At 66.8% G+C, this 21,743-nt stretch carries 18 protein-coding genes; 5 read left to right on the plus strand and 13 right to left on the minus strand.

All coding sequences use genetic code 11. The annotated features are described in order from the left end of the window. Positions 1-21: 21 nt before the first annotated feature. The gene (locus M2282_RS18760) at positions 22-2,118 is read right to left on the minus strand and encodes a TonB-dependent siderophore receptor (RefSeq protein ID WP_280810283.1); all 2,097 of its coding nucleotides are present in this window, start codon (positions 2,116-2,118) and stop codon (positions 22-24) included. Positions 2,119-2,302: 184 nt separating this feature from the next. Between M2282_RS18760 and M2282_RS18765 the strand changes: the two genes are divergently transcribed. The 3 genes from M2282_RS18765 to groL all read left to right on the plus strand — a co-directional run bounded on the left by M2282_RS18765 (position 2,303) and on the right by groL (position 6,032). Next, positions 2,303-3,892 carry a phospholipase D family protein gene (locus M2282_RS18765; protein WP_280810284.1) on the plus strand — a complete coding sequence of 530 codons (1,590 nt, stop codon included), beginning with the start codon at positions 2,303-2,305 and terminating at the stop codon, positions 3,890-3,892. Between the two features lie 167 nt (positions 3,893-4,059). Further along, positions 4,060-4,350 carry a co-chaperone GroES gene (gene groES / locus M2282_RS18770; protein WP_042579050.1) on the plus strand — a complete coding sequence of 97 codons (291 nt, stop codon included), beginning with the start codon at positions 4,060-4,062 and terminating at the stop codon, positions 4,348-4,350. Between the two features lie 29 nt (positions 4,351-4,379). After that, positions 4,380-6,032 (plus strand): chaperonin GroEL, encoded by a 1,653-nt coding sequence (gene groL, locus M2282_RS18775; RefSeq protein ID WP_280810285.1) that lies wholly within the window; start codon positions 4,380-4,382, stop codon positions 6,030-6,032. 181 nt (positions 6,033-6,213) lie between these two features. On the opposite strand, the gene xylB is transcribed toward groL, so the two are convergent. The 11 genes from xylB to M2282_RS18830 form a co-directional block, all read right to left on the minus strand. Beyond that, positions 6,214-7,683, minus strand: coding sequence for a xylulokinase (gene xylB, locus M2282_RS18780; RefSeq protein ID WP_280810286.1), 1,470 nt, complete (start codon positions 7,681-7,683; stop codon positions 6,214-6,216). Positions 7,684-7,705: 22 nt separating this feature from the next. Continuing rightward, entirely contained in the window at positions 7,706-8,665 is a 960-nt protein-coding gene (locus M2282_RS18785) for an AraC family transcriptional regulator (protein ID WP_280810287.1), read from the minus strand. A 31-nt stretch (positions 8,666-8,696) separates the two neighbouring features. Beyond that, the gene (locus tag M2282_RS18790) at positions 8,697-9,644 is read right to left on the minus strand and encodes a carbohydrate kinase family protein (protein WP_280810288.1); all 948 of its coding nucleotides are present in this window, start codon (positions 9,642-9,644) and stop codon (positions 8,697-8,699) included. A gap of 13 nt (positions 9,645-9,657) precedes the next feature. After that, positions 9,658-10,332, minus strand: a complete 675-nt coding sequence (locus M2282_RS18795; RefSeq protein ID WP_280810289.1) for a transaldolase family protein — start codon at positions 10,330-10,332, stop codon at positions 9,658-9,660. A gap of 93 nt (positions 10,333-10,425) precedes the next feature. Then, positions 10,426-11,214 carry an L-iditol 2-dehydrogenase gene (locus M2282_RS18800; protein WP_280810290.1) on the minus strand — a complete coding sequence of 263 codons (789 nt, stop codon included), beginning with the start codon at positions 11,212-11,214 and terminating at the stop codon, positions 10,426-10,428. After that, entirely contained in the window at positions 11,211-12,590 is a 1,380-nt protein-coding gene (dalD, locus tag M2282_RS18805) for a D-arabinitol 4-dehydrogenase (RefSeq protein WP_280810316.1), read from the minus strand. The genes M2282_RS18800 and dalD overlap by 4 nt, the downstream gene beginning before the upstream one ends. Before the next feature lie 80 nt (positions 12,591-12,670). Beyond that, on the minus strand, positions 12,671-13,711 hold the full coding sequence (locus M2282_RS18810) for an ABC transporter ATP-binding protein (protein WP_280810291.1): 1,041 nt from the start codon (positions 13,709-13,711) through the stop codon (positions 12,671-12,673). 18 nt (positions 13,712-13,729) lie between these two features. Beyond that, on the minus strand, positions 13,730-14,554 hold the full coding sequence (locus tag M2282_RS18815; protein ID WP_280810292.1) for a carbohydrate ABC transporter permease: 825 nt from the start codon (positions 14,552-14,554) through the stop codon (positions 13,730-13,732). A gap of 10 nt (positions 14,555-14,564) precedes the next feature. Beyond that, entirely contained in the window at positions 14,565-15,422 is an 858-nt protein-coding gene (locus M2282_RS18820; RefSeq protein ID WP_280810293.1) for a carbohydrate ABC transporter permease, read from the minus strand. A gap of 149 nt (positions 15,423-15,571) precedes the next feature. Then, a complete protein-coding gene (locus M2282_RS18825) occupies positions 15,572-16,882 on the minus strand; it encodes an ABC transporter substrate-binding protein (protein ID WP_280810294.1) in 1,311 nt (436 codons plus the stop codon). A 189-nt stretch (positions 16,883-17,071) separates the two neighbouring features. Continuing rightward, positions 17,072-18,016, minus strand: coding sequence for a LysR family transcriptional regulator (locus M2282_RS18830; RefSeq protein ID WP_280810295.1), 945 nt, complete (start codon positions 18,014-18,016; stop codon positions 17,072-17,074). A 92-nt stretch (positions 18,017-18,108) separates the two neighbouring features. On the opposite strand from M2282_RS18830, the gene M2282_RS18835 reads away from it, so the two are divergent. Both M2282_RS18835 and M2282_RS18840 read left to right on the plus strand, forming a co-directional pair. Continuing rightward, the gene (locus tag M2282_RS18835) at positions 18,109-19,083 is read left to right on the plus strand and encodes a Bug family tripartite tricarboxylate transporter substrate binding protein (RefSeq protein WP_280810296.1); all 975 of its coding nucleotides are present in this window, start codon (positions 18,109-18,111) and stop codon (positions 19,081-19,083) included. Positions 19,084-19,120: 37 nt separating this feature from the next. Then, on the plus strand, positions 19,121-20,185 hold the full coding sequence (locus M2282_RS18840; RefSeq protein WP_432422913.1) for a 4-hydroxythreonine-4-phosphate dehydrogenase PdxA: 1,065 nt from the start codon (positions 19,121-19,123) through the stop codon (positions 20,183-20,185). A gap of 7 nt (positions 20,186-20,192) precedes the next feature. Here the strand turns inward: M2282_RS18840 and pgi are convergent, their stop codons facing one another. Further along, positions 20,193-21,743, minus strand: a complete 1,551-nt coding sequence (gene pgi, locus M2282_RS18845) for a glucose-6-phosphate isomerase (RefSeq protein WP_280810298.1) — start codon at positions 21,741-21,743, stop codon at positions 20,193-20,195.

Consider the following 21,743-nt stretch of genomic DNA (forward strand, 5'->3'; position numbering starts at 1 on the left):
TCTGTTCGTTGAAGGCGGGGTTCAGAAGCGGTAGGTTGCGCTCGCGACGATGTTGCGGCGCGAACCGTACCAGCAGTCACCGCGCGACAGGCAGGTAGAGAAGTACTTCTTGTCCGTCACGTTGTTGATGTTGAGCGCATAGCGCCAGCTCGCGGTGTCGTAGGCGAACACCAGGTCGGCCAGGACGACGCCCGGGATGCGGGGGCCGGTGCCGAACTGGACATCGCGGAACGAACTCATCGCACGCACGCCGGCGCCGGCCGAGAAGCCGCTCGCGCCGCCAATGGAGAACCTGTACTTGGCCCAGACGCTCGCCTGGTGCTTGGGCAGGCCTTCGATCTGCGCATCGGCATCGATGTAGTTGTAGTGGGCGATCAGGTCGAGGTCGCGACCGATCGAGCCCTTGGCTTCGAGCTCCAGGCCCTTGGTCCTGGTGAGTCCGCGCTGCGAGAACACGTTCGGCTGTTCCTCGACGATCTGGTTCTTCTCGCGCAGGTCGTACACCGCGGCGCTGAAGGCCACGGCGCGGTCCTTGGGCTCGTATTTCACGCCCACTTCCCACTGCTCGCCGCGCAGCGGCGTGAAGATGCGTCCCTGGCGCGGCGACTGCGGCGTGAACGACTCGCTGTAGCTCACGTAGGGCGACCAGCCCGAGGGCGAGGCATACATCAGGCCGAAGCGCTTGGTGGTGGCGCTGCTCTTCTGCTCGTCGCTGCCGGCGGCGCTGGACACGGCCTTGTCGTGGCGCAGGCCGGCAACGAAGATCCAGTTGTCCAGCTTGATCTGGTCCTGCAGGTACAGGCCGGTCTGGCGCTGGCGGGTGCGCGGCAGCGCCACGGCCTCGGGCACGTCGCGGTGGCCGTAGACGGGTGCGTAGACGTCGATGATGTCGACGGTGGTGCCGCTCCAGACGTTCTCGCGCTGGCGCGCGAAATCCGCGCCGATGAGCAGCGTGTGCTTGAGGGCGCCGGTCTGGAAATGGCCTTCGACGTGGTTGTCCAGCGTCTGGGTGCGGTTGAGGGTCAGCTGGTTGTCGAAGTAACGGCCTAGCACGCGCTTGGAGACCGGGTCGCTCGACCAGCTGTCGAAACCGCTGAACGCGGCGCCATAGTGGTACTGGTTGGCGTTTTCGTTCTGTGCATAGCGGAAGTTCTGCCGCACGGTCCAGTTGTCGTTGAATTTGTGCTCGAACAGCCAGCCGAAGGTCTTGCGCTCGCTGTTGTAGAAATCGCCCGGCTCGCCGATGAAGCGGCTCGCCGGCAGGCGCCCGTTCGGGTTCGGCAGCAAGGTGCCTTCCCACGGCAGGAACTGCGAGCTGCTGCCGCTCTTGTCTTTTTGCCAGAGGCCTTGCAGCGTCAGCGAGGTCGCTGCGTTGGGCCGCCAGGTCAGCGAGGGAGCGATCAGGCTGCGGTCGTCGGGCACGTAGTCGACCTGCGTGTCCGACTTGCGCTGCACCGCGATCAGCCGGTACGACAGGGAACCGTCCGCATTGAGCGGCCCGGTCAGGTCGGCCTGGATCTGCTTGCGGCCGAAGCTGCCGAACTGCACGCCCACTTCGCGCTGCGCCTCCTGCAGCGGCCGCTTGCTGACCATGTTGACCACGCCCGCGGCCGTGCCCGCGCCGAACAGCATGCCCGAGGGGCCGCGTAACACTTCGAGCCGCTCCAGCGTATAGGGCTCGGTGCGGGTGGTGCTGGTGTAGTAGCCGTAGGCCTGGCGCAGGCCGTCGAGGTAGACGTCGGGGTAGGCGCCGCGCACACGCACGGAATCGGTCCGCGAGTCCAGCCCGTAGGCGTCGGAGCGCACGCCGGCGGCGTAGTTGAGCGCGTCCTGCAGGTTGGTCGCGCCCTGGTCGACGATCTGGTCGCGCGTCACGACGGTCACGGACTGCGGCGTTTCCGACAGCGGCGTGTCGGTCTTGGTGGCGGTGACGGCGTTCTTCGCGCGGTAGCCGATGACGGGCGTCGTGGCGGTCTCGGCTTCGGCGTTCGCATCGACCCGCACTTCGGGCAGCGAACCCTGCGCTGTCGTCTGTGCCAACACCTGGTGCTGCATGTAAATGGCCATGCATCCCACCAGCACCGAAACGGCTCTGCGCCGCGCCAACGTCCTCTTCATTCCAGCCTCACTCCACGCGTTTATCAAATGTCAATTAAGAAGCATTCGCATTTTAGTAGGTAGAAAATTCCAATCTGCCCAATCTCCGGGCGTGGCGCAGGGAGTTGCGTTGCGAATTTGCGTCTGGGCGCAAGGCAGAGCGGCTACGATGCCGCGGGCACATTTCTCCGTGCCGGCAGGCCTCATGCACAAGCTCATTGCCCTTCTGATTCCTGCGCTGCGGGCACCGGCCCTGCTGCTGATCGCCCTCGTGCTGGCAGGTTGCGCCGGGCTTCCGCCCCGCACGCCCGAGCCGCCGACCGCAGCCATCGCGGCCTCCCCCGCCACCGCGCTCGGCCGCGCGGCCATCAGCCTGAACACGCCACCCGACGGGCTCTCCAGCCTCAGCCCGCTCATCGAAGCCTCCTATGCACTCGATGCGCGGCTGGAACTGATACGGCGCGCCCAGTCCTCTCTCGACGTGCAGACCTATCAGCTCGGCAATGACAAGACCGGCCGGCTCCTGCTGCGGGAGCTGCGCAACGCGGCGCGCCGCGGCGTGCGCGTGCGCCTGCTGCTGGACGATTTCTACACGGCCGGCATGGACCGCCTGCTGCTGGGCCTGGCCGTGGAGCCCAATGCCCAAGTGCGACTCTTCAACCCGTTCGTGAACCTGCGCGATCACTCGTCCGGGCGGTGGCTGGAGTTCTTCGGCGATTTCCGGCGGCTCAACCACCGCATGCACAACAAGCTGTTCGTGGCCGACGGGGCGATGGCCATCGCCGGCGGCCGCAACCTGGCGGACGAATATTTCCTGCGCAGCGAGAGCGCGAACTTCATCGACTTCGAACTGCTCATGGCCGGCCCGGTGGTCCCGGAGTCGGCCGCCGTCTTCGACACCTACTGGAACAGCGACGTCGTCTACCCGTTGCAGCGCGTCGCCGGCACCACCCTCGCGCCCGAGAAACTGAAGGCAGACTTCGAGGAAGCCACCTCCCCCGCCAATGCGCCGCCGCCCGATCCATTGGCCGCCACCGACCTGCTGGGCGACCCGCCGCTGGCCGTGCAGCTCGCGAACATCGACGAGGCGAAATGGATGCGCGCGGAAGCCAACGCCACCGCGGACAGCCCCAACAAGGCGCTGGGCGTGATGGCGCATCCCACCGAATCGCTGGCGCAGCGCTTTCACGAGATGCTGGCCACCGCCCAATCGAACGTGGTGGTGATCTCGCCCTATTTCATACCGGGCGACGAGGGCATGGCGCGGATCCGCATGGGACGCGAGCACGGGATCAACATCACCGTGATCACCAATTCGCTCGCCGACAGCGACGAGCCGCTGGTCAACATCAACTACAACCGCTATCGCGTCGACATGCTCAAGCTGGGCGTGAACCTGTACGAGGTCAGCACCCAGCAGCTGCGCCGCAGCGGGCAGTTTCGCGACCTGCTGAAGAAGGCGCGCGGTCGCCTTCACGCCAAGCTGGCCCTGGTGGACCGCCAATGGGTGCTGCTCGGCTCCATGAACCTCGACCCGCGTTCGGCCCTGCTGAACACCGAGTTCGGCGTGCGCGTGCGCAGCTTCGACCTGACGCAGGCGCTGCTTTTCGCCTACCAGCTGGACGACATCGAGGGCGTCTACCGCGTGGCGCTCAAGCCCGACGGCCAGAACGTGCAGTGGATCGGCACTGGCGACGTCGACAACGAGGTGCTCGACAGCGAGCCGGATTCGAGCATGCTGACCCGGCTGCAATTGCTGCTTTTCTCGTGGTTCGTGCCCACGGACCAGTTGTAAGCGACCGCCCGCAGCAACCCCCGCCCTTGAAACGTCACTGAATGCCCTTATGATTAGCACTCGCTGCTGACGAGTGCTAACAGCCCTCGCTTCCAGTCGATGGGTCGCCGGCCCCGGTTCGGCACCCGACCACAAAACCCGTTTCTTATCCATATCCAGGAGATGCAATGAAACTTCGTCCTTTGGCCGATCGCGTGATCGTCAAGCGTATCGACAGCGAAACCAAGACCGCCTCTGGCATCGTCATCCCCGACGCAGCCGCCGAAAAGCCCGATCAGGGTGAAGTCCTGGCCGTGGGCCCGGGCAAGCGCACCGACAAGGGCGAACTGACCGCACTGACCGTCAAGGTCGGCGACCGCGTCCTGTTCGGCAAGTACAGCGGCCAGACCGTCAAGGTCGACGGTGACGAATTGCTCGTCATGAAGGAAGACGACCTGTTCGCAGTCGTCGAGAAGTAATCCATTCCATCCATTCGGAGTAAATAAACATGGCAGCAAAAGACGTAGTCTTCGGCGGAGAAGCCCGCGCACGCATGGTCGAGGGTGTCAACATCCTGGCCAACGCAGTCAAGGTCACCCTGGGCCCCAAGGGTCGCAACGTGGTTCTGGAGCGCTCGTTCGGCGCCCCCACCGTGACCAAGGACGGTGTGTCCGTGGCCAAGGAAATCGAACTCAAGGACAAGCTGCAGAACATGGGCGCCCAGCTCGTGAAGGAAGTGGCCTCCAAGACTTCGGACAACGCCGGTGACGGCACCACCACCGCGACCGTGCTGGCACAAGCCATCGTTCGCGAAGGTTTCAAGCTGGTGGCTGCCGGCATGAACCCGATGGACCTGAAGCGCGGCATCGACAAGGCTGTCACGGCCCTGGTCGCCGAGCTGAAGAAGGCTTCCAAGCCCACCACCACCTCCAAGGAAATCGCGCAAGTCGGCTCCATTTCGGCCAACAGCGACGAAACCATCGGCAAGCTCATCGCTGACGCGATGGACAAGGTCGGCAAGGAAGGCGTGATCACCGTGGAAGACGGCAAGTCGCTGGACAGCGAACTGGACGTCGTCGAAGGCATGCAGTTCGACCGCGGCTACCTGTCGCCCTACTTCATCAACAACCCCGAGAAGCAATCGGCGCTGTTGGACAACCCCTTCGTGCTGCTGTTCGACAAGAAGATCAGCAACATCCGTGACCTGCTGCCGGTGCTGGAGCAAGTCGCCAAGGCTGGCCGTCCGCTGCTGATCATTGCCGAAGAAGTCGAAGGCGAAGCCCTGGCTACGCTGGTCGTGAACACGATCCGCGGCATCCTGAAGGTCGTGGCCGTCAAGGCGCCTGGCTTCGGCGACCGCCGCAAGGCCATGCTGGAAGACATCGCCATCCTGACGGGCGGCAAGGTCATCGCTGAAGAAGTGGGCCTCACGCTCGAAAAGGTGACGCTGGCCGACCTGGGTCAAGCCAAGCGCATCGAAGTGGGCAAGGAAAACACGATCATCATCGACGGCTCCGGCGCTGCTGGTGACATCGAAGCCCGCGTGAAGCAAGTGCGCGTTCAGATCGAAGAAGCGACCAGCGACTACGACCGTGAAAAGCTGCAAGAGCGCGTGGCCAAGCTGGCCGGCGGCGTTGCAGTGATCAAGGTCGGCGCTGCCACCGAAGTCGAAATGAAGGAAAAGAAGGCTCGCGTCGAAGACGCCCTGCACGCCACCCGCGCTGCAGTGGAAGAAGGCGTTGTGGCTGGCGGCGGCGTGGCTCTGCTGCGTGCCAAGCAAGCTGTGGGCGACTCGGTCAAGGGCGACAACGCCGACCAGGAAGCCGGCATCAAGCTGGTGCTCAAGGCCATCGAAGCGCCCCTGCGCGAAATCGTGAACAACGCCGGCGGCGAAGCCTCGGTGGTGGTGAACGCTGTGTTGGCCGGTTCGGGCAACTACGGCTTCAATGCTGCGAACGACACGTACGGCGACATGCTCGAGCTGGGCATCCTGGACCCGACGAAGGTCACCCGCACCGCACTGCAGAACGCCGCTTCGGTGTCCTCGCTGCTGCTGACGACCGAAGCCATGGTTGCTGACGCACCCAAGGACGAGTCCGGCGCTGGCGGCGGCATGCCCGACATGGGCGGCATGGGCGGCATGGGCGGCATGGGCATGTAATTTCGCTCGCCCCCAGGGGGATTTGGCTCGCCCCCAGGCTGCGCGGCACTTCGTGTCCGCTACGCCAACCCCCTACCGGGGGCAACACCTGCGGCCCGGCAAAGCCGGTTCCGCGGTGTTTCGCGAAAGTAAAAAACCCGTCTTGCGACGGGTTTTTTTATGGGCGGCCGGTTTGTGTCGGCTATCGAAACTGATCGCGCAGCGCCATGTAGAGCACCTGGAATCGCGCATGCCGGGTCTTGTGCCCATCGACCCCTTCGGACGAAGGCGCCAGTTGCTGCTTGACTGGCGGCAGCGTGCACACCTCGGCCACGGCGCCGCCATCGGCCAGCCACGCAAGCCGCGCCGCGCCGAGCGCCCCACCCGTCTCGCTGCCCGCATAGAGCGTGAGCGGCACCTGGAAGATGTCGGCCAGCAACTGGCCCCACCAGACACTGCGCGCCCCCCCACCCACCAGCGCAACTTCGCGCAGCGGCATGTCGGCCGGCAGGCGCAGCGTGTCGAAGCCGTCGCGCAGGCCGAAGCTCACGCCCTCGGCCACGGCATAGGCGATCTCCGCCGGGCCGTGCGCATGCGTGAGACCGAACAGCGCGCCCTGCGCATTCGGGTTGTTGTGTGGCGAGCGTTCGCCCGACAGGTACGGCAGGAACAGCGGGCATCGCGCCCGGTCCGCGAGCGAGACCGATGCAGCCGCTTCGAGCAGCGCGGCCTCGTCCGTGAGCTTGAACGTCTTGGCAGCCCAGCTCACCGCACTCGCGGCCGAGAGCATCACCGACATCTGGTGCCAACGCTTGGGCAGCGCATGGCAGAAGGCATGCATCGCCTGCGCGGGATTCGGAAGGAAGCGATCGGTCGAGACGAACACCACACCCGAGGTACCCAGCGACACGAAACCTTGCCCCGGTTCGACCAGCCCCATGCCAACCGCGCTTGCCGCGTTGTCGCCCGCGCCACCGGCGATCAGCACCGCGCCATCGCCCACGCCCCAGCGCGCAGCCAGCTCAGGCTTGAGCTTCGCCGACACCTCGCTGCCTTCGACCAGCCGCGGCATGTGGTCGCGCGTGAGCCCCGTGGCCGCGAGCAGTTCGTCGGACCAGTCGCGCGCGCCTACGTCGAGCCACAGCGTGCCGGCCGCATCCGACATCTCGCTGACCGCCTCGCCGCTGAGCATGAAGCGCAGCCAATCCTTGGGCAGCAGCACGCGCGCCGTGCGCCTGAAGATCTCGGGCTCGTGCTCGCGCACCCACAGGAGCTTGGGCGCGGTGAACCCGGGCATCGCGAGGTTGCCAGCGATCTCGCCCAGGCGCGGCACGGCGCGCGTGAGTTCGCCGCATTGCGCACCGCTGCGCCCGTCGTTCCAGAGAATCGCCGGACGCAGCACCTCGCCCGCCGCATCGAGCAGCGTCGCGCCATGCATCTGGCCCGAGAGGCCGATGGCCCGCACGGCAGACAGCGCTTCGGCATGCGCGCAGCGAAGCTCCTTCATGACCTGCTCCAGCGCCTGCCACCATTGACTTGGCGCCTGCTCCGACCAGAGCGGTTGCGGCCGTTCGACCGTGAGTGCTGCGCGCGCCACGCCGACGATGCGGTGATCGTCGGCGAGCAACAGCGCCTTGAGCTCGGACGTGCCGAGGTCGAGTCCCAGATACAAGATGAACTCCCTGCTTTTCTGACTACGAAGAAGAAATGCCCGAGCCGAAGCGGGTGTCGGCCTGGCGCCTGAACTCGCTGGGCGTCATGCCCTTGATCTCCAGAAAGCGCCGGTTGAAATTCGCCACGTTGTTGAAGCCGACCTGGTAGCAGATGTCCGTCACGTAGTGGTCGGTCTGCATCAGCAGGTGGCAGGCGCTGTTGATGCGCACGCGGTTGACGAAGTCAGTAAAGCTGTTGCCGGTCGAGCGCCGGAAGAAGCGGCTGAAGCGGCTCTCGCTCATGCCCAGTTCGGCCGCCACGTCCGACATCGCGATCGGCTCGGCCATGTTGTTGGTGATGCGGTTGACGACTTCGTTGATCTGGTCGACCTGCGCATCGCCGTCGCTGCCTTGCGCGCCTTGCATCTGCACGCTGGACAGCAGCCGGTAGTCGGTGCATTGCGCGAGGTCGGCCATGAACTCGAGGAACAGGCCGAGCCGGCGCGCGCCGCGCGCGGCCTTGATGTTGTCCCAGTGCGCCTGCGCCTGTTGCGACATGCCGAAGAACTCGATGCCGTGGCGCGCGCGCTCCAGCAGCTGCATCACTTCGCGCAGCTCGGGAATCTCGGCCGCAGCCAGCTCGATCGGCTCGTGGCGGAACTGGATCACCCGGTCGCGCCCGGCGGCGCCGCCTTCGGGCACGTCGAGCGAGATCCAGTTGTGCGGCAACCGCGGTCCGCAGAGCACCAGGTGCCCGGGCTGGAACGGCCCGATCCAGTCGCCGATGAAGGCCTTGCCCGAGGTCTCGGTGATCAGGTGCAGTTCGTAATCTTCATGGAAGTGCCATCGCACCAGCGGGCTCGGAAAGCCATGCGCAAGGCAGCGCACAAGGCCGGTTTCTTCAGGGGCTTCGTAGCCCAGCGAGGGCGAACGCGCAAAGTCGCGCTCCAGCTCGGGTTGGCGCTGACGGGGGACCGAACGCTTGCGTGTGGACGTCGTCATGGCAGCAGGAAGTCTGAACCTCGGAACGGCCTCAATTGTCTGCCTGGGCGAGCGCGTTGTGAACGGCTTCCAGGGTGGGTGGGTCCGCCCCTTCGCGGGTGCAGTTCAGGGCGGCGGCGGTGGCGGCGAAGCGCATCACTTCCGTCCATGCTTCGTCGCTCAGTTCGCCCAGTTGGGCCGGATGCTCGACGCCGTGTTCGAGCAGCGACACCGAGAGCCCGGCCGTGAAGGTGTCGCCCGCGCCGATGGTGTCGACCACGGTGACGCGCGGCGCCGCCACGGTGAGCGGCGCGTGCCCCGTGCGCCAGAGCGTGGCGCCCGCGCCACCGCGCGTGACGATCACCGCGCGCGCGCCGGCCTTCAGGCAATCGGCGGCCAGCGCATCGACCGGCTGGCCGGGCGCGAGCAGTTCGGCGTCTTCGTCGCTGAGCTTGACGAGGTCGGCCATCGCCATCCAGTTCGTCACGCGATCGCGGAAGGCGGCCATGTCGGGGATGAGGCTGGGCCGCACGTTGGGGTCGAACACGATCACGCAGCGCCCTGCATTGGCGGCGACCAGTTCGGCGATGCGCGTGGAAGCCGGCTCCTGCAGCAGCGAGATCGATCCGAAGTGCAGGAAGCGGCACTCCGCCGGCAGCTGCGGCAGCGGCTCTGGCGACCAAGTCGCATCGGCGCTGCCGCCTGTGTAGAACGCATAGCGGTTGGTCTTGGGCGTGCGCTCGACGAAGGCCAGCGTCGAAGGTGCATTGCTGCGCAGGATGAAGCTGGTGTCCACGCCGTTGCGCGCAAGGAACCCCATCAGCCGCTCGCCGAAGAGGTCGGTCGACAGCTGCGTGAGAAACCCCGTGTGCACCCCGAGGCGCGCGCAAGCCACGGCCGTGTTGAGCGGCGAGCCGCCCTCGTGGCCGAGGAACGCCAGGGTGCCCGCCTCGCTGGCGGTGAAATCGATGAGGGCTTCGCCCGTGAGTGCTATGCGCATGGTTCTTGATTTTTCAGTCCGGCAGAGCCTGGGCATCGGCGAGGAAACCGCGTTCGGCGGCCAGCGTGGCCGGATGGTCCAGCAGTTCGGCAAAAAGGCGCGGCGGGATCGTGATGGCGCCCACGCCCAGTGCAAGCAGCGACAGGTACGCCTCGCGCGAGCGGATGCTCGCCACCAGCAGGCGCGTACCCGAGGAGGGCCGCTGCGCGACCAGCGACTGCATCCGCGCGATCAGCGCGAGCCCGTCGATGCCCGAGTCTTCGAGCCGCCCGAGGTACGGCGCCGCATAGGCCCCGCCCAGCTGCGCCGCGAAGTGCGCCTGCTCGGGCGCGTACACGGCGGTCCACGTCACGGGAACGCCCTCGGCGATGAGCCGCGCGCCGGCATCGAAGCCCTGGCGCGTGGCGGGAATCTTCACGACCAGCTGGCCGCGGTCGAAATGCGAGAGCAGCACCCGCGCGTCTTCGAGCATGCCGTCGACGTCGCTCGAATACACCTGCGCCTGCACCTGCCGGGCGCCCAGGTCGAGGCAGCGCTTCAGCAGGCCGGGCACTTCACCCCGGCCGACACCCGCGCGCTTGAGCAGCGTCGGGTTGGTCGTCACCCCGTGCACCACGGGGTGCGGCAGGCAGGTCTTCAGCTCTGCCAGGTCGGCGCTGTCGAGGTAGAGATGGAAATCTTCGTTCATGGATCGCGTGCTGCAAAGGAAGCCGATCTTCTCACCGTGCCGGGTGGGGTTCACCGCGCAAAAAGGATTGGTCCCGATACTTTCTTGTCCGGCTCAGCTCATGACGTTGCCGCCATCGACATTCAGCGTCTGTGCCGTGATGTAGCGCGCCTCGTCGCTGGCAAGAAAAACGGCGGCTCCCGCGATGTCGTCGGGCACACCCATGCGGCCCAATGGCACTTCGAATCCCACGCGCCGCTTCTTCTCGCCGGGCGGCAGCCCTTCGGCCTTGGCGAACAGGCTGTCGACGTGGTCCCACATCGGCGTGTCGACCACGCCCGGCGCGATGCCGTTGACGCGGATGCCATGCGGCGCCATGGCCAGCGCCGCGCTCTGGGTGTAGCTGATGACGGTCGCCTTGGTCGCGCAGTAGTGCGACACCAGCGCCTCGCCACGGCGCCCCGCCTGCGAGGCCATGTTGATGACCGACGCGCCCTGCGTTCCGGCCTCGACCATGTGGCGCAGCACCGCCTGCATCACGAAGAACATGCCCTTCACGTTGACGGCGAAGAGCTTGTCGAACGAGGCTTCGTCGCTCTCGAGCAGCGGCGCAAGGTCGAACACGGCCGCGTTGTTGAAGAGCGTGTGAACGGGGCCGAATGCGGCAATCGCCTCGGCCAGCAAACGTTGAATGTCTTGCGCGTTCCTGACATCGGCCGCGATGTAGGCGAGGCGGTCGGGATGGCGGTGCTGCACCGCACGCACCGCATCCGGCGCACCAGCCGCACGGTCGATCACGCTGCAGCGCGCCCCCTCGGCGATGCAGGCCTCGGCCACCGCAAGGCCGATGCCGCCGCCCGCACCGGTCAGCAGCACATGGCGGTCCTGCAGCCGGCCGCTCATTTCACGTCGCCTTCGACGAAGCGCACGACGCGCGCACACGCCTTGCGAACCGCCTCGACCAGCCGCGCATCGCCCGCGAGGTCGCCCCACAGGCCGGTGTCGGCGCACAGCGCCGCGACCGGATCGGCCGCATCGCAGATCGCATGCGCCACCGCTTCGTCCATACCCTGGTCCTGGTAGGCGTAGGGCAGCGCGCCGCGGTGCCAGCGCTGCAGGAAGGCGAGGAACAGCGCCGGCAGCATCGCCACGCTGTCGATGCCCTCGCCCGCGGCCAGGCGCTCGCGCACGGTCGGCGCGATGAAGCCCGGGATCTTGGAGAAACCGTCCGCCGCCACGCGCTGGTTGGTGTCGCGGATCGCGGGGTTGCCGAAGCGGTCGAGCACCACGTCGCGGTAGGCCGCGAGATCGATGGGGCTGGGGCTCAGGCACGGGATCACGTCGTCGCTCACGTAGTCGTGGGCCATCTTGCGGATGGCCGCGTCGTGCGTGCCTTCGTGGATGAATTCGAGCCCGATCAGCGTGCCGGCCCAGGCGATGCAGCTGTGGGTCGCGTTGAGGATGCGGATCTTGGCCTCCTCATACGGCTGCACCGACTCCACCAGCTCCACGCCCACGCGTCCCCAGTCGGGCCGGCCGGCGATGAAGTTGTCTTCGATGACCCACTGGATGAAGCTCTCGCCCGTGATCGGCGCGGCATCGTCGCGGCCGGTGGCGGTCAGCACCCGCGCGCGCAACTCGGGCGGCGGCCGCGGCGTGATGCGGTCGACCATCGCATTCGGGCAACGGGTGTTGGCGACGGTCCAGGCCAGGAGGTCGGCATCGCCCGCGCGCTCGATGAACTCCAGCAGGCCGCCGTGAAAGCGATCCCCGTTGTGGCGCAGGTTGTCGCAGTTCAGGAGCGTGACCGGGCCGGCGCCTGCCGCCTTGCGCGCGCGAAGGATCGCGCACACCGCGCCGTAGACCGTCTCGCCGGCCTCGCCGCGCCGCGCGCGTTCGATGTCCGCGGCCAGGTCGGCGAACGACAGGTCGAGCTTGTGGTCCTTCGCGTCGAGGTAGTAGCCCGCCTCGGTCACGGTGAAGGAGACGATGCGCGTGGACGGCGCCGCGCCGCGCGCGATCACTGCGGCCAGCGAGGGCTCGTAGGGCAGCACCTCGCGGATCGCCTCGATCTGTTCGTAGCGGTACTCGCCCGCGGGCGACACGGTCTCGAGCGTGTAGCGCCCGCCCTGCGCGCGCAGCGCCGCGACGACCTCGGCCATGTCGGGCCGGATGTTGGCGCCCGACAGCGACCAGCGGGTGTCGCCCGCTTCGATCAGCCGCTGCAGGTAGACGGCCTGGTGCGCGCGGTGGAACGAGCCCAGGCCCAGGTGAAGCACCGTGAACTCCGAGAGAGCCGGTGGTGTGTGCGCAATAGACGCTGCTGCGAGAGTCACGGGGAAATTCCGTCAAAGAAAAATCAGGCGGAGACCGAGCGGCCTTCGCGGTTGAACAGATGCAGCACCGACGGGTCGAGCTCGACCGCCACGTCGTCGCCCGCCTGCAGGGGCGTGCGCTCGTTCTGCCGTGCGATGAGCGGCACGCCGCCCACATCGACATGGATGAGCGTGTCGGCGCCGAGCGCCTCGATCAGCTCTACGCGGCCCAGCACGTCCGACACCGGCGCGCCCTGCTTCGGGTGCACGCGCAGGCCTTCAGGCCGCACGCCGAGGAACCCGTCGTTCGGCAGGCGGCCACCGGTCGCTGCAGAGAAACTCGGGATCGCGCTCGCCGACACCATGTTCATCGACGGCATCCCGATGAACTGCGCGACGAACTGGTTGGCCGGGCGGTCGTACAGCTCCAGCGGCGTGCCGACCTGTTCGATCAGCCCGTCCCGGAGCACCACCACACGGTCGGCCAGCGTCATGGCCTCGACCTGGTCGTGCGTCACGTAGATCGTGGTCGCGCCGAGCGCGCGATGCAGCTTGTGGATCTCGACGCGCGTGTTGCCGCGCAGCGCCGCGTCGAGGTTCGACAGCGGCTCGTCGAAGAGGAACACCTTGGGCGCGCGCACGATCGCGCGGCCGATGGCCACACGCTGGCGCTGGCCGCCCGACAGATCCTTGGGCGTGCGGTCCAGGTACTGCGTGAGGTTCAGCGTCTTGGCCGCGTGCTCTACCTTGGTCCTGATCTCGTCCTTGGCCACGCCCGCGAGCTTGAGCGCGAAGGACATGTTGTCGTACACGCTCATGTGCGGATAGAGCGCGTAGCTCTGGAACACCATCGCCAGGTCGCGCTTGCCCGAAGGCGTCCAGGTGATGTCCTTGCCGTCGAGCAGCAGGTTGCCGCTGCTGATCGGTTCGAGCCCCGCGATCAGCCGCAGCAGCGTCGACTTGCCGCAACCGGATGGTCCGACGAAGACGATGAACTCGCCTTTCCGGATTTCCAGGTCGACGCCCTTGATGATGTGGACGTCACCAAAGCTCTTCTTGATGCTCTTGAGTTCGAGGTAGGCCATGAGATGTCTCCCTTTTCTTTACTTGACGGCGCCGAAGGTCAGGCCTTGGACGAGCTGCTTCTGGCTGAACCAGCCGAACACGACGATGGGCGCAATGGCCATCAGCGAGGCGGCCGACAACTTGGCCCAGAACAGGCCCTCGGGGCTGGAGTACGAGGCGATCAACGTGGCCAGCGTGCCGGCCTTGGCGGAGCTGAGGTTCAACGCCCAGAAGGCCTCGTTCCAGCTCAGCACCAAGCACAGGAGGCCGGTCGATGCGAGCCCGCCCACCGACAGCGGCATCACCACATGGCGGAACTCGGTCCACAGGCTCGCGCCGTCCATGCGCGCGGCTTCGAGGATCTCGTTCGGAATGTCCTTGTAGGCGCTGTAGAGCATCCACACCATGATCGGCAGGTTCGACAGCGTGAACACGATGGTCAGCGCGGTGAGCGAATCCAGAAGGCCCGCGGTCTGCGCGAGCACGTAGATCGGCACCAGCGCGCCCACGGCCGGCATCATCTTGGTGGAGAGCATCCACATGAGGATGTCGCGCGTCTTCTTCGTGCGGAAGAACGCCATCGAGTACGCAGCGGGTGCCGCGATCAGCAAGCCCAGGATCGTCGAGCCCAGGCTGGTGATGAGCGAGTTGCGCGCATACAGCAGGTAGTCACTGCGGCGCTGCACTTCGCCGAAGTTGTCGAGCGTGGGCTCGAAGATGAAGAGCGGCGGCACATGGATCGCCTGCAGCTCCGTCTTGAAGGCCGTGAGAAACAGCCAGCCGAGCGGAAAGAACAGGAGCAGCGCCACGGCCCACGCACCGACGGTGCGCAGCAGCTGGGGAAGGAAGTTGCTGGGTTGCATGGTCGTGCCTTCAGTCCAGGTTCTTGCCGATGATGCGAATGAGGAAGAAGGCCACGATGTTGGCCAGCACCACCGCGAACAGCGCACCGGCGGAGGCCACGCCCACGTCGAAATTCATCAGCGACTGCTTGAAGATCAGATAGGTCATGTTCGTGCTCTCGTTGCCCGGGCCGCCATTGGTGGTGATGGCGATCTCGGCGAACACGCTGAGCAGGAAGATCATCTCGATCATGATCACCACGGCCATCGGACGGCCCAGGTGCGGGATGGTGAGATAGAAGAAGCGCTGGAAGGAACTCGCGCCGTCCATGCGCGCGGCTTCCATCTGCTCGCGGTCCAGCGACTGCAGTGAGGTGATGAAGATCAGGCAGGCAAAGGGCAGCCACTGCCAGGCCACCATGATGATCACCGAGAGCAGCGGCACGTCGGTGAGCCAGTCCACGGGCTGCGCGCCGAAGAAGCGCCACACGTCGGCGAGCACGCCGTAGATGGGATTCATCATCATGTGCTTCCACAGCAGCGCGTTGACTGCGGGCATGACGAAGAACGGAGAGATGAGGAGCACGCGCACGATGCCGCGGCCCGGGAAAGGCTCGTTCACCAGGAGCGCGAGCAGCACGCCGAACACCACCGTGATGACGATCACGCTGCCGATGAGCAGCAGCGTGTTCCAGGTGGCGGGCCAGAAGTCCGGATCGGTGACGAAGTAGTGAAAATTCTCCAGGCCCGCGAAGGTGCGTTCGCCGGGCTGCATGAGGTTGTAGTTCACGAAGGAGAAGTACAACGTCATCAACAGCGGCACGATCATCCAGAGGAAGAGCGTGAGCACGGCGGGCGCCATGAGGGCCCGGGGCAGGAGTCTTTTCATGAGGAGGTCCCTTCTTGTTGTCTCTGGCTCCTTCCCCCTCTGGGGGAAGGCGGGGATGGGGGCTCCCTGATCGACCACCGCGGCCGATCGATGCGCCGCGTGCCCCCACCCCGCCCCTCCCCCGGAAGGGGAGGGAGTAAAGCCCGGGCTTACTTGTACTGCCCCGACTTCTTGATCTCGCGCTCAGCCAGCGTCTGCGAAGTCTTCAGCGCCTGATCGACCGTGACCTTGCCCGACAGCGCCGCGCTCATCTGCTGGCCCACGCCGGTGCCGATGGCCTGGAACTCGGGAATGGCCGCGTACTGCACGCCGACGTACGGCGACTTGGGCAGCGTGCTGTCGCTGAGGTTCGCGCTGTCGATGGCCTTCTTCTCGGCGGCGGCGAACTTGGCCACCTTCTGGAACTCGGGGTTCGCGTAGGTCGACTTGCGCGTGCCGGTGGGCACCGAGCCCCAGCCGGCTTCCTTGGCCACGAGGTTCACGTACTCCTTGGAAGTCGCCCACTTCACGAAGGTCTGCGCAGCGGCGCCCTTGGTCGAGCTGGCGGGAATCGCCAGGTTCCAGGTCCACAGCCAGTTGGCGCCCTTCGGCGTCACGGCGACGGGCGCCTGTGCGAACGCGACCTTGTCGGCCACCTTGGACTGCTTCGGATCGCTGATGAACGAGGCCGCGATGGTCGCGTCCACCCACATGCCGCACTTGCCTTCGTTGAACAGCGCCAGGTTCTCGTTGAAGCTGTTGGCCGAGGCGCCCGGCGGGCCATAGGCCTTCATCAGGTCGACGTAGAAGTTGATCGCGTCCTTCCAGGGCTTGGTGTCGATCTGCGGCTTCCACTGCATGTCGAACCACTGGCCGCCGTTGGTGTTGACCAGCGTCGTGAGGAAGGCCATGTTGTCGCCCCAGCCCGGCTTGCCGCGCAGGCACATGCCGTACACGCCGGCCTTCGGGTCGTGGATCTTGCCGGCCAGTTCCTTCACCTGCACCCAGGTGGGCTGCTCCGGCATCTGGAAGCCGACCTTGTCGGCCAGGTCCTTGCGGTACATGAGCATCGAGCTCTCGCCGTAGAAGGGCGCTGCGTAGAGCTTGCCTTCGTACGACAGGCCCGCGCGGATGGCGGGCAGCAGGTCGTCCGCGTCATAGGCGGCGTCGGTGGCAATGGGCTGCAGCCAGCCCTTCTTCGACCAGATCGGCGCTTCGTACAGGCCGATGGTCATCACGTCGAACTGGCCGCCCTTGGTGGCGATGTCGGTGGTCACGCGCTGGCGCAGCGTGCCTTCTTCCAGCGTGACCCATTTGAGCTTGATGTCGGGGTTGGCTTTCTCGAAGAAGGGGGTGAGCTTCTGCATCTCGATCATGTGGCCGTTGTTCACGGTCGCGATCACGAGTTCGGTGGCGGCCTGGGACACGAGCCCCGTGCCGAGGAGTGCGAGGACGAGGCCCGCTTTCAGAAAACGCTTCATGTTGTCTCCTAGAGGTGAGCGACGCCCTCTTGTTGTCGGGTCGCCGTGGGGGGATTCTGGGGAAACTCAGTTGCGGCTTTGGTACTTCGACGGTTACCTCCCGTACTTTCATGCACTGGTTGGCTAGTGAATTCCCTAATTGGTGCAACACAGCATGGAAAACCGCAAGCCAAAGGCCTCAAGTGAACTTCAGGTACCGCCGCCCAGCAGTTGGCGCCGGAACTGCGCGGCCGCCGGCGAGAGCGCCCGGTCTTCCCGGGTGATGAGGCAGATGGGCGGCACGCGCACCGGCAGCTCCACCGGCACGGTGCGCAGCACGCCCAGCCGGGCGTAGTGGTCGGCCTGCGAGGCCGGCATCACGGCGGCCATGTCGGAGTTTTCGAGCAGGGCCGTGATGGCGATAGGCGATGCCGTTTCGATGATGTCCAGCCGCGCCTGGATGCCCGCCTCCCGCATCGCTGCCTCGAAGCGCCCGCGCTGCGGCGAGCCTGGCGGCTGCAGCACCCACGACCAGCCCGCCATTTCGGCCAGCGTGACCGTGGCGGTGCGCTCGAACACCGGATGCGCCGCGCGCACCACCACCACCTGCGATTCGCCCAGCAGCGGCACGCTCGCGTACTTCGCCTCGTCGTGCCCATCGGTGAGCCGGCCCAGCACGAGATCGACGTCGCCCTGCTCCAGCTGCGCCTGCATCACGTCGCTGGTCTCGACCACGATCGACACGGCGACTTGCGGATGGCGGCGGTGGTACTCGACCAGCGCCGGCGCCAGCAGCTCGGGCACGGCGCCGGGCACGCTGCCCACGCGCAGAGCGCCGCTGAGGCCCGAGCGCAGCGCGAGCATTTCCTCGCGCGCAGTGCCGAAGTCGCTGAGCACGCGGCGGGCGTAGCGGATGAGGATCTCGCCGTAGGGCGTGGGCTCCATGCCGCGCGCAAGGCGCTCGAAGAGCCTTTCGCCCAGCGACTCTTCCAGTTGCTGCAGCAGCTTGGTGGCGGCGGGCTGGCTGATGTTCATGGCTTCGGCCGCGCGCCCGAGGTGGCGGTGGGCGTCGAGCCGGGCCAGCAGCAGCAGTTGGCGCGGCCGCACAAGGAGCATCAGCGAGGCATCGGTCAGGCCCTGGGTCGCATCGGTCATGCACAAAAGTATATGAACCTTCGGACTTTTACGATTGGATCGCGCGGGTGAAGCTCCGTAGGCTCGGGCCAAACAAAGCAGGAGACAACCCGATGAGTCTTTCTTCCCTTGCCCGCGCGGCAAGCCTTGCCGCACTGGCGCTGACCGCAGCGGCAGCCGGCGCGCAAGCAACCTACCCCGACAAGCCCCTTCGCATCATGGTCGGCGCCTCGCCCGGCGGCGGCACCGACATCCTCGCGCGCGTGTTGGCCGACAAGTTCGCGCCAGTCTTGAAGCAGCCCGTGACGGTGGAGAACCGCCCCGGCGCCTCCAACACCATCGCCGGCGAACTCACCGCGCGTGCGCCGGCCGACGGCGCCACGCTGCTGCTGGCCACCAACACCGCGCAGGCGGTGGCGCCGCACATCCTCAAGCTCAAGTACGACCCGCTGAAGGACCTGACGCCCATCGGCCTCGTGGCCGTGATGCCCAACGTGCTGGTGGTGTCGGCCAATTCGCCCTACAGGTCGGTGAAGGAGCTCGTGGCCGCCATGGCCGCGAAGCCCGGCGGCTTCAAGTACGCGTCGTCGGGCATCGGCAGCACGCAGCATGTGGGCGGCGAGGCCTTCAACCTGGCCACGGGCATGAAGTCGATCCATGTGCCCTACAAGGGCAGCTCGCAGGCGCACATCGACATCATCTCGGGCGAGGTCGACATGATGTTCGACAGCACCTCCTCGGCCATGGGCCAGATCAAGGCCGGCAAGTTCCGCGCGCTGGCCGTGAGCGCGCCCCAGCGCTCGCCCGAGCTGCCCGACGTGCCCACGCTCGCCGAGCAGGGCATCAAGGGCGCCGACGTGTCCACCTGGTACGGCCTCTACGTGACGGCCGGCACGCCGCGCCCGGCGGTCGACAAGCTGAACGCCGAGCTCGTGCGCACGCTCAAGCTGGCCGACGTGCAGGCGCGCATCAAGGCCCTGGGCGGCGAGCCCGGGGCGCTGACCGGCGAACCCTTCGCGGCGATGAACAGGCAGGAGTTCGACCACTACGGCCAGCTCGTGCGCGACGCCAACATCAAGGCCGAATGAGGCCGCCCTCCACCCCACTCACTTCAAGCTCCAACCCATGTCAACGCCAACGAAAACCCCGAGCGTGATCTCCGCCAAGCCCCGCATCGTCGTGCTGCTGGGCGACCCTAGCGGCGTCGGCCCCGAGATGGCCGTGAAGCTGCTCGCGCGCCAGCGCAACCTGGACGCCGCGCGCGTGCTGCTGATCGCAGACCCCATCGTGCTGTCCGAAGGCGAGCGCGTGGCCGGCGTCAAGCTGGCCCCGCTGCAGGTCGACAGCCTGGACGAACTGCGCTTCGAGGACGGCCGGCTCAGCCTGTACCTGCGCGACTGGATGGAAGGCGAGGCGCCGGTGCTCGGTGAATCGAACGAGCGCTCGGGCCGGGCCTCGTTCGAGGCGCTCGAATATGCGACCGTGACGGTGCGGCGCGGGCAGGCCGATGCGATTCTTTTCGCGCCGCTCAACAAGCACTCGCTGCGCCTCGGCGGCCTCGTGCACGAGGACGAGCTGCGCTACATGCAGGAGCGCTTCGCGGTGACGGGCTTCGTCTGCGAATTCAACCTCACCGGCTCGCTCTGGACTTCGCGCGTGACCTCGCACATTCCGCTGAAGGAAGTGGCAAGCCACATCACGGTGCAGGGCGTGGGGGACGCGGTGAAGATCATCGCGTCGGCCCTGCGCCGCGCGGGTGTGGCGCAGCCGCGCATTGCGGTGACGGGGCTCAACCCGCACGCGGGGGACGGCGGCTCCATCGGCATGGAAGAGATCGAGATCATCGCGCCGGCCATCGCGCAGCTGCGGGCCGAAGGCTACGACGCGCGCGGCCCGTTCTCGCCCGATACGGTGTTCATCGGCGCGCGCCGCGGCGACGTGGATGCGGTGGTGTCGATGTACCACGACCAGGGCCAGATCGCGATGAAGCTCATGGGCTTCGAGCAGGGCGTGACGCTGCACGGTGGCCTGCCCGTGCCGGTGGCGACGTCGGCCAGCGGCAGTGCCTTCGACATTGCCGGCAAGGGCATCGCGCAGATCGAAGGGCTGCAGCAGGCCTTCGACCTGTGCGTGCGGATGGCGAGCGGCGGTGCGCCCCTGAAGGCGCCCGCCGAGACGGCGACGGCCTGAGCTTTCCTCAGGAACTCAGGCGCTTGAGCAGCCCGGCCGTCGAGGCGTCGAGCCCCGTGATGTCGCCAGAGGCGAGGCGCGGCTCGATGTCCTTCGCGAGCACCTTGCCCAGTTCCACACCCCACTGGTCGAAGCTGTTGATGCCCCACAGCGCACCGCTGGTGAACACCCGGTGCTCGTACATCGCGAGGAAGGCGCCCAGCGCTTCGGGCGTGAGCTTCTCGAACACGAAGAAGCTGCTCGGCCGGTTGCCCGGAAAGTTCTTGTGGCCGCCCTCGTCGAGCTTGCCCACCATCAACGCCTGCGCCTGCGCGAGCGCATTGGCGAGCAGCTTGGGATGGTGGCCTTCGAGGTCGTGCGCCGCATCGCGCACGGCCACGAATTCGAGCGGGGTCACGTCGGTGCCCTGGTGCAGCATCTGGAAGTAGGCGTGCTGGCCGTTGGTGCCGGGCTCGCCCCAGAGCACGGGTGAGGTGCCGAACGCCACGGGCTGGCCGCTCGCATCGACCTGCTTGCCGTTGCTCTCCATCTCCAGCTGCTGCAGGTAGGCCGGCACGCGCTTCAAGGCGCTGTGGTACGGCGCGATGCTGCGGCTCGTGAACTTGTGGAAGTTGCGGTACCAGACGTCGAGCAGGCCCAAGCGCACTGGCAGGTTCTGCGCGAGCGGCGCGGTGCGGAAGTGCTCGTCCATCGCATGCGCGCCCGCGAGCAGCCGGCGAAAGCCGTCGGCGCCGATGGCCAGCGCGATCGGCAGGCCGATGGCCGACCACAGCGAATAGCGGCCGCCCACCCAGTCCCAGAAACCGAAGGTGGTGTCGATGCCGAACTTCTTCGCGGCTTCGACATTCGTCGTGAGCGCGGCGAAGTGGCCGGCGATGTCCGTGCCGCCCGATTGCTCGTACCAGCGCTTGGCCGAGAGCGCATTGGTCATCGTCTCGGTGGTGGTGAAGGTCTTCGAGGCGATCAGGAACAGCGTGTGCTCCGGCGCCAGGTCGCGCAGCACGCCCGCCAGTTCATGGCCGTCGACGTTCGAGACGAAGTGGAAGCGCTTGCCCGGCGCGGCGAACTCGGCGAGTGCCAACACCGCCATCTGCGGGCCGAGGTCGGAGCCGCCGATGCCGATGTTGACCACGTCGGTGATCGTGTGGTCGCCCCGCACCTTCTCGGCATAGGCCAGCATCGCGTCGAGGGTTTCATGCACCTCGCGCAGCTTGTCGGCCGTCTTGCCCACCTTCGCGTCCGCCGGTGCGCGCAGCAGCGTGTGCAGCACGGCGCGGTCTTCGGTGCTGTTGATGTGCTCGCCCGCGAACATCGCGTCGCGGTGCGCTTCGAGGCCGCATTCGCGGGCCAGTGTGAGCAGCAGCTCTTCGGTGCGCGCGTCGATCAGGTTCTTGGACAGGTCCGCGAACACAAAGGGCGCCTCCTGGCTGAATCGCTCGAAGCGCCCCGCGTCGTCCACGAAGGCATGGCGCACGTCGAACTGGCGGCCCGCCGTCTCGAAGTACGACTGCAGTTGCGCCCAGGCCGGCGCACGGTCGCAGCGTTGGGTCATGACCAT

It is taken from the genome of Variovorax boronicumulans (assembly GCF_029892485.1).
Taxonomy (GTDB): Bacteria; Pseudomonadota; Gammaproteobacteria; order Burkholderiales; family Burkholderiaceae_C; genus Variovorax; species Variovorax boronicumulans_B.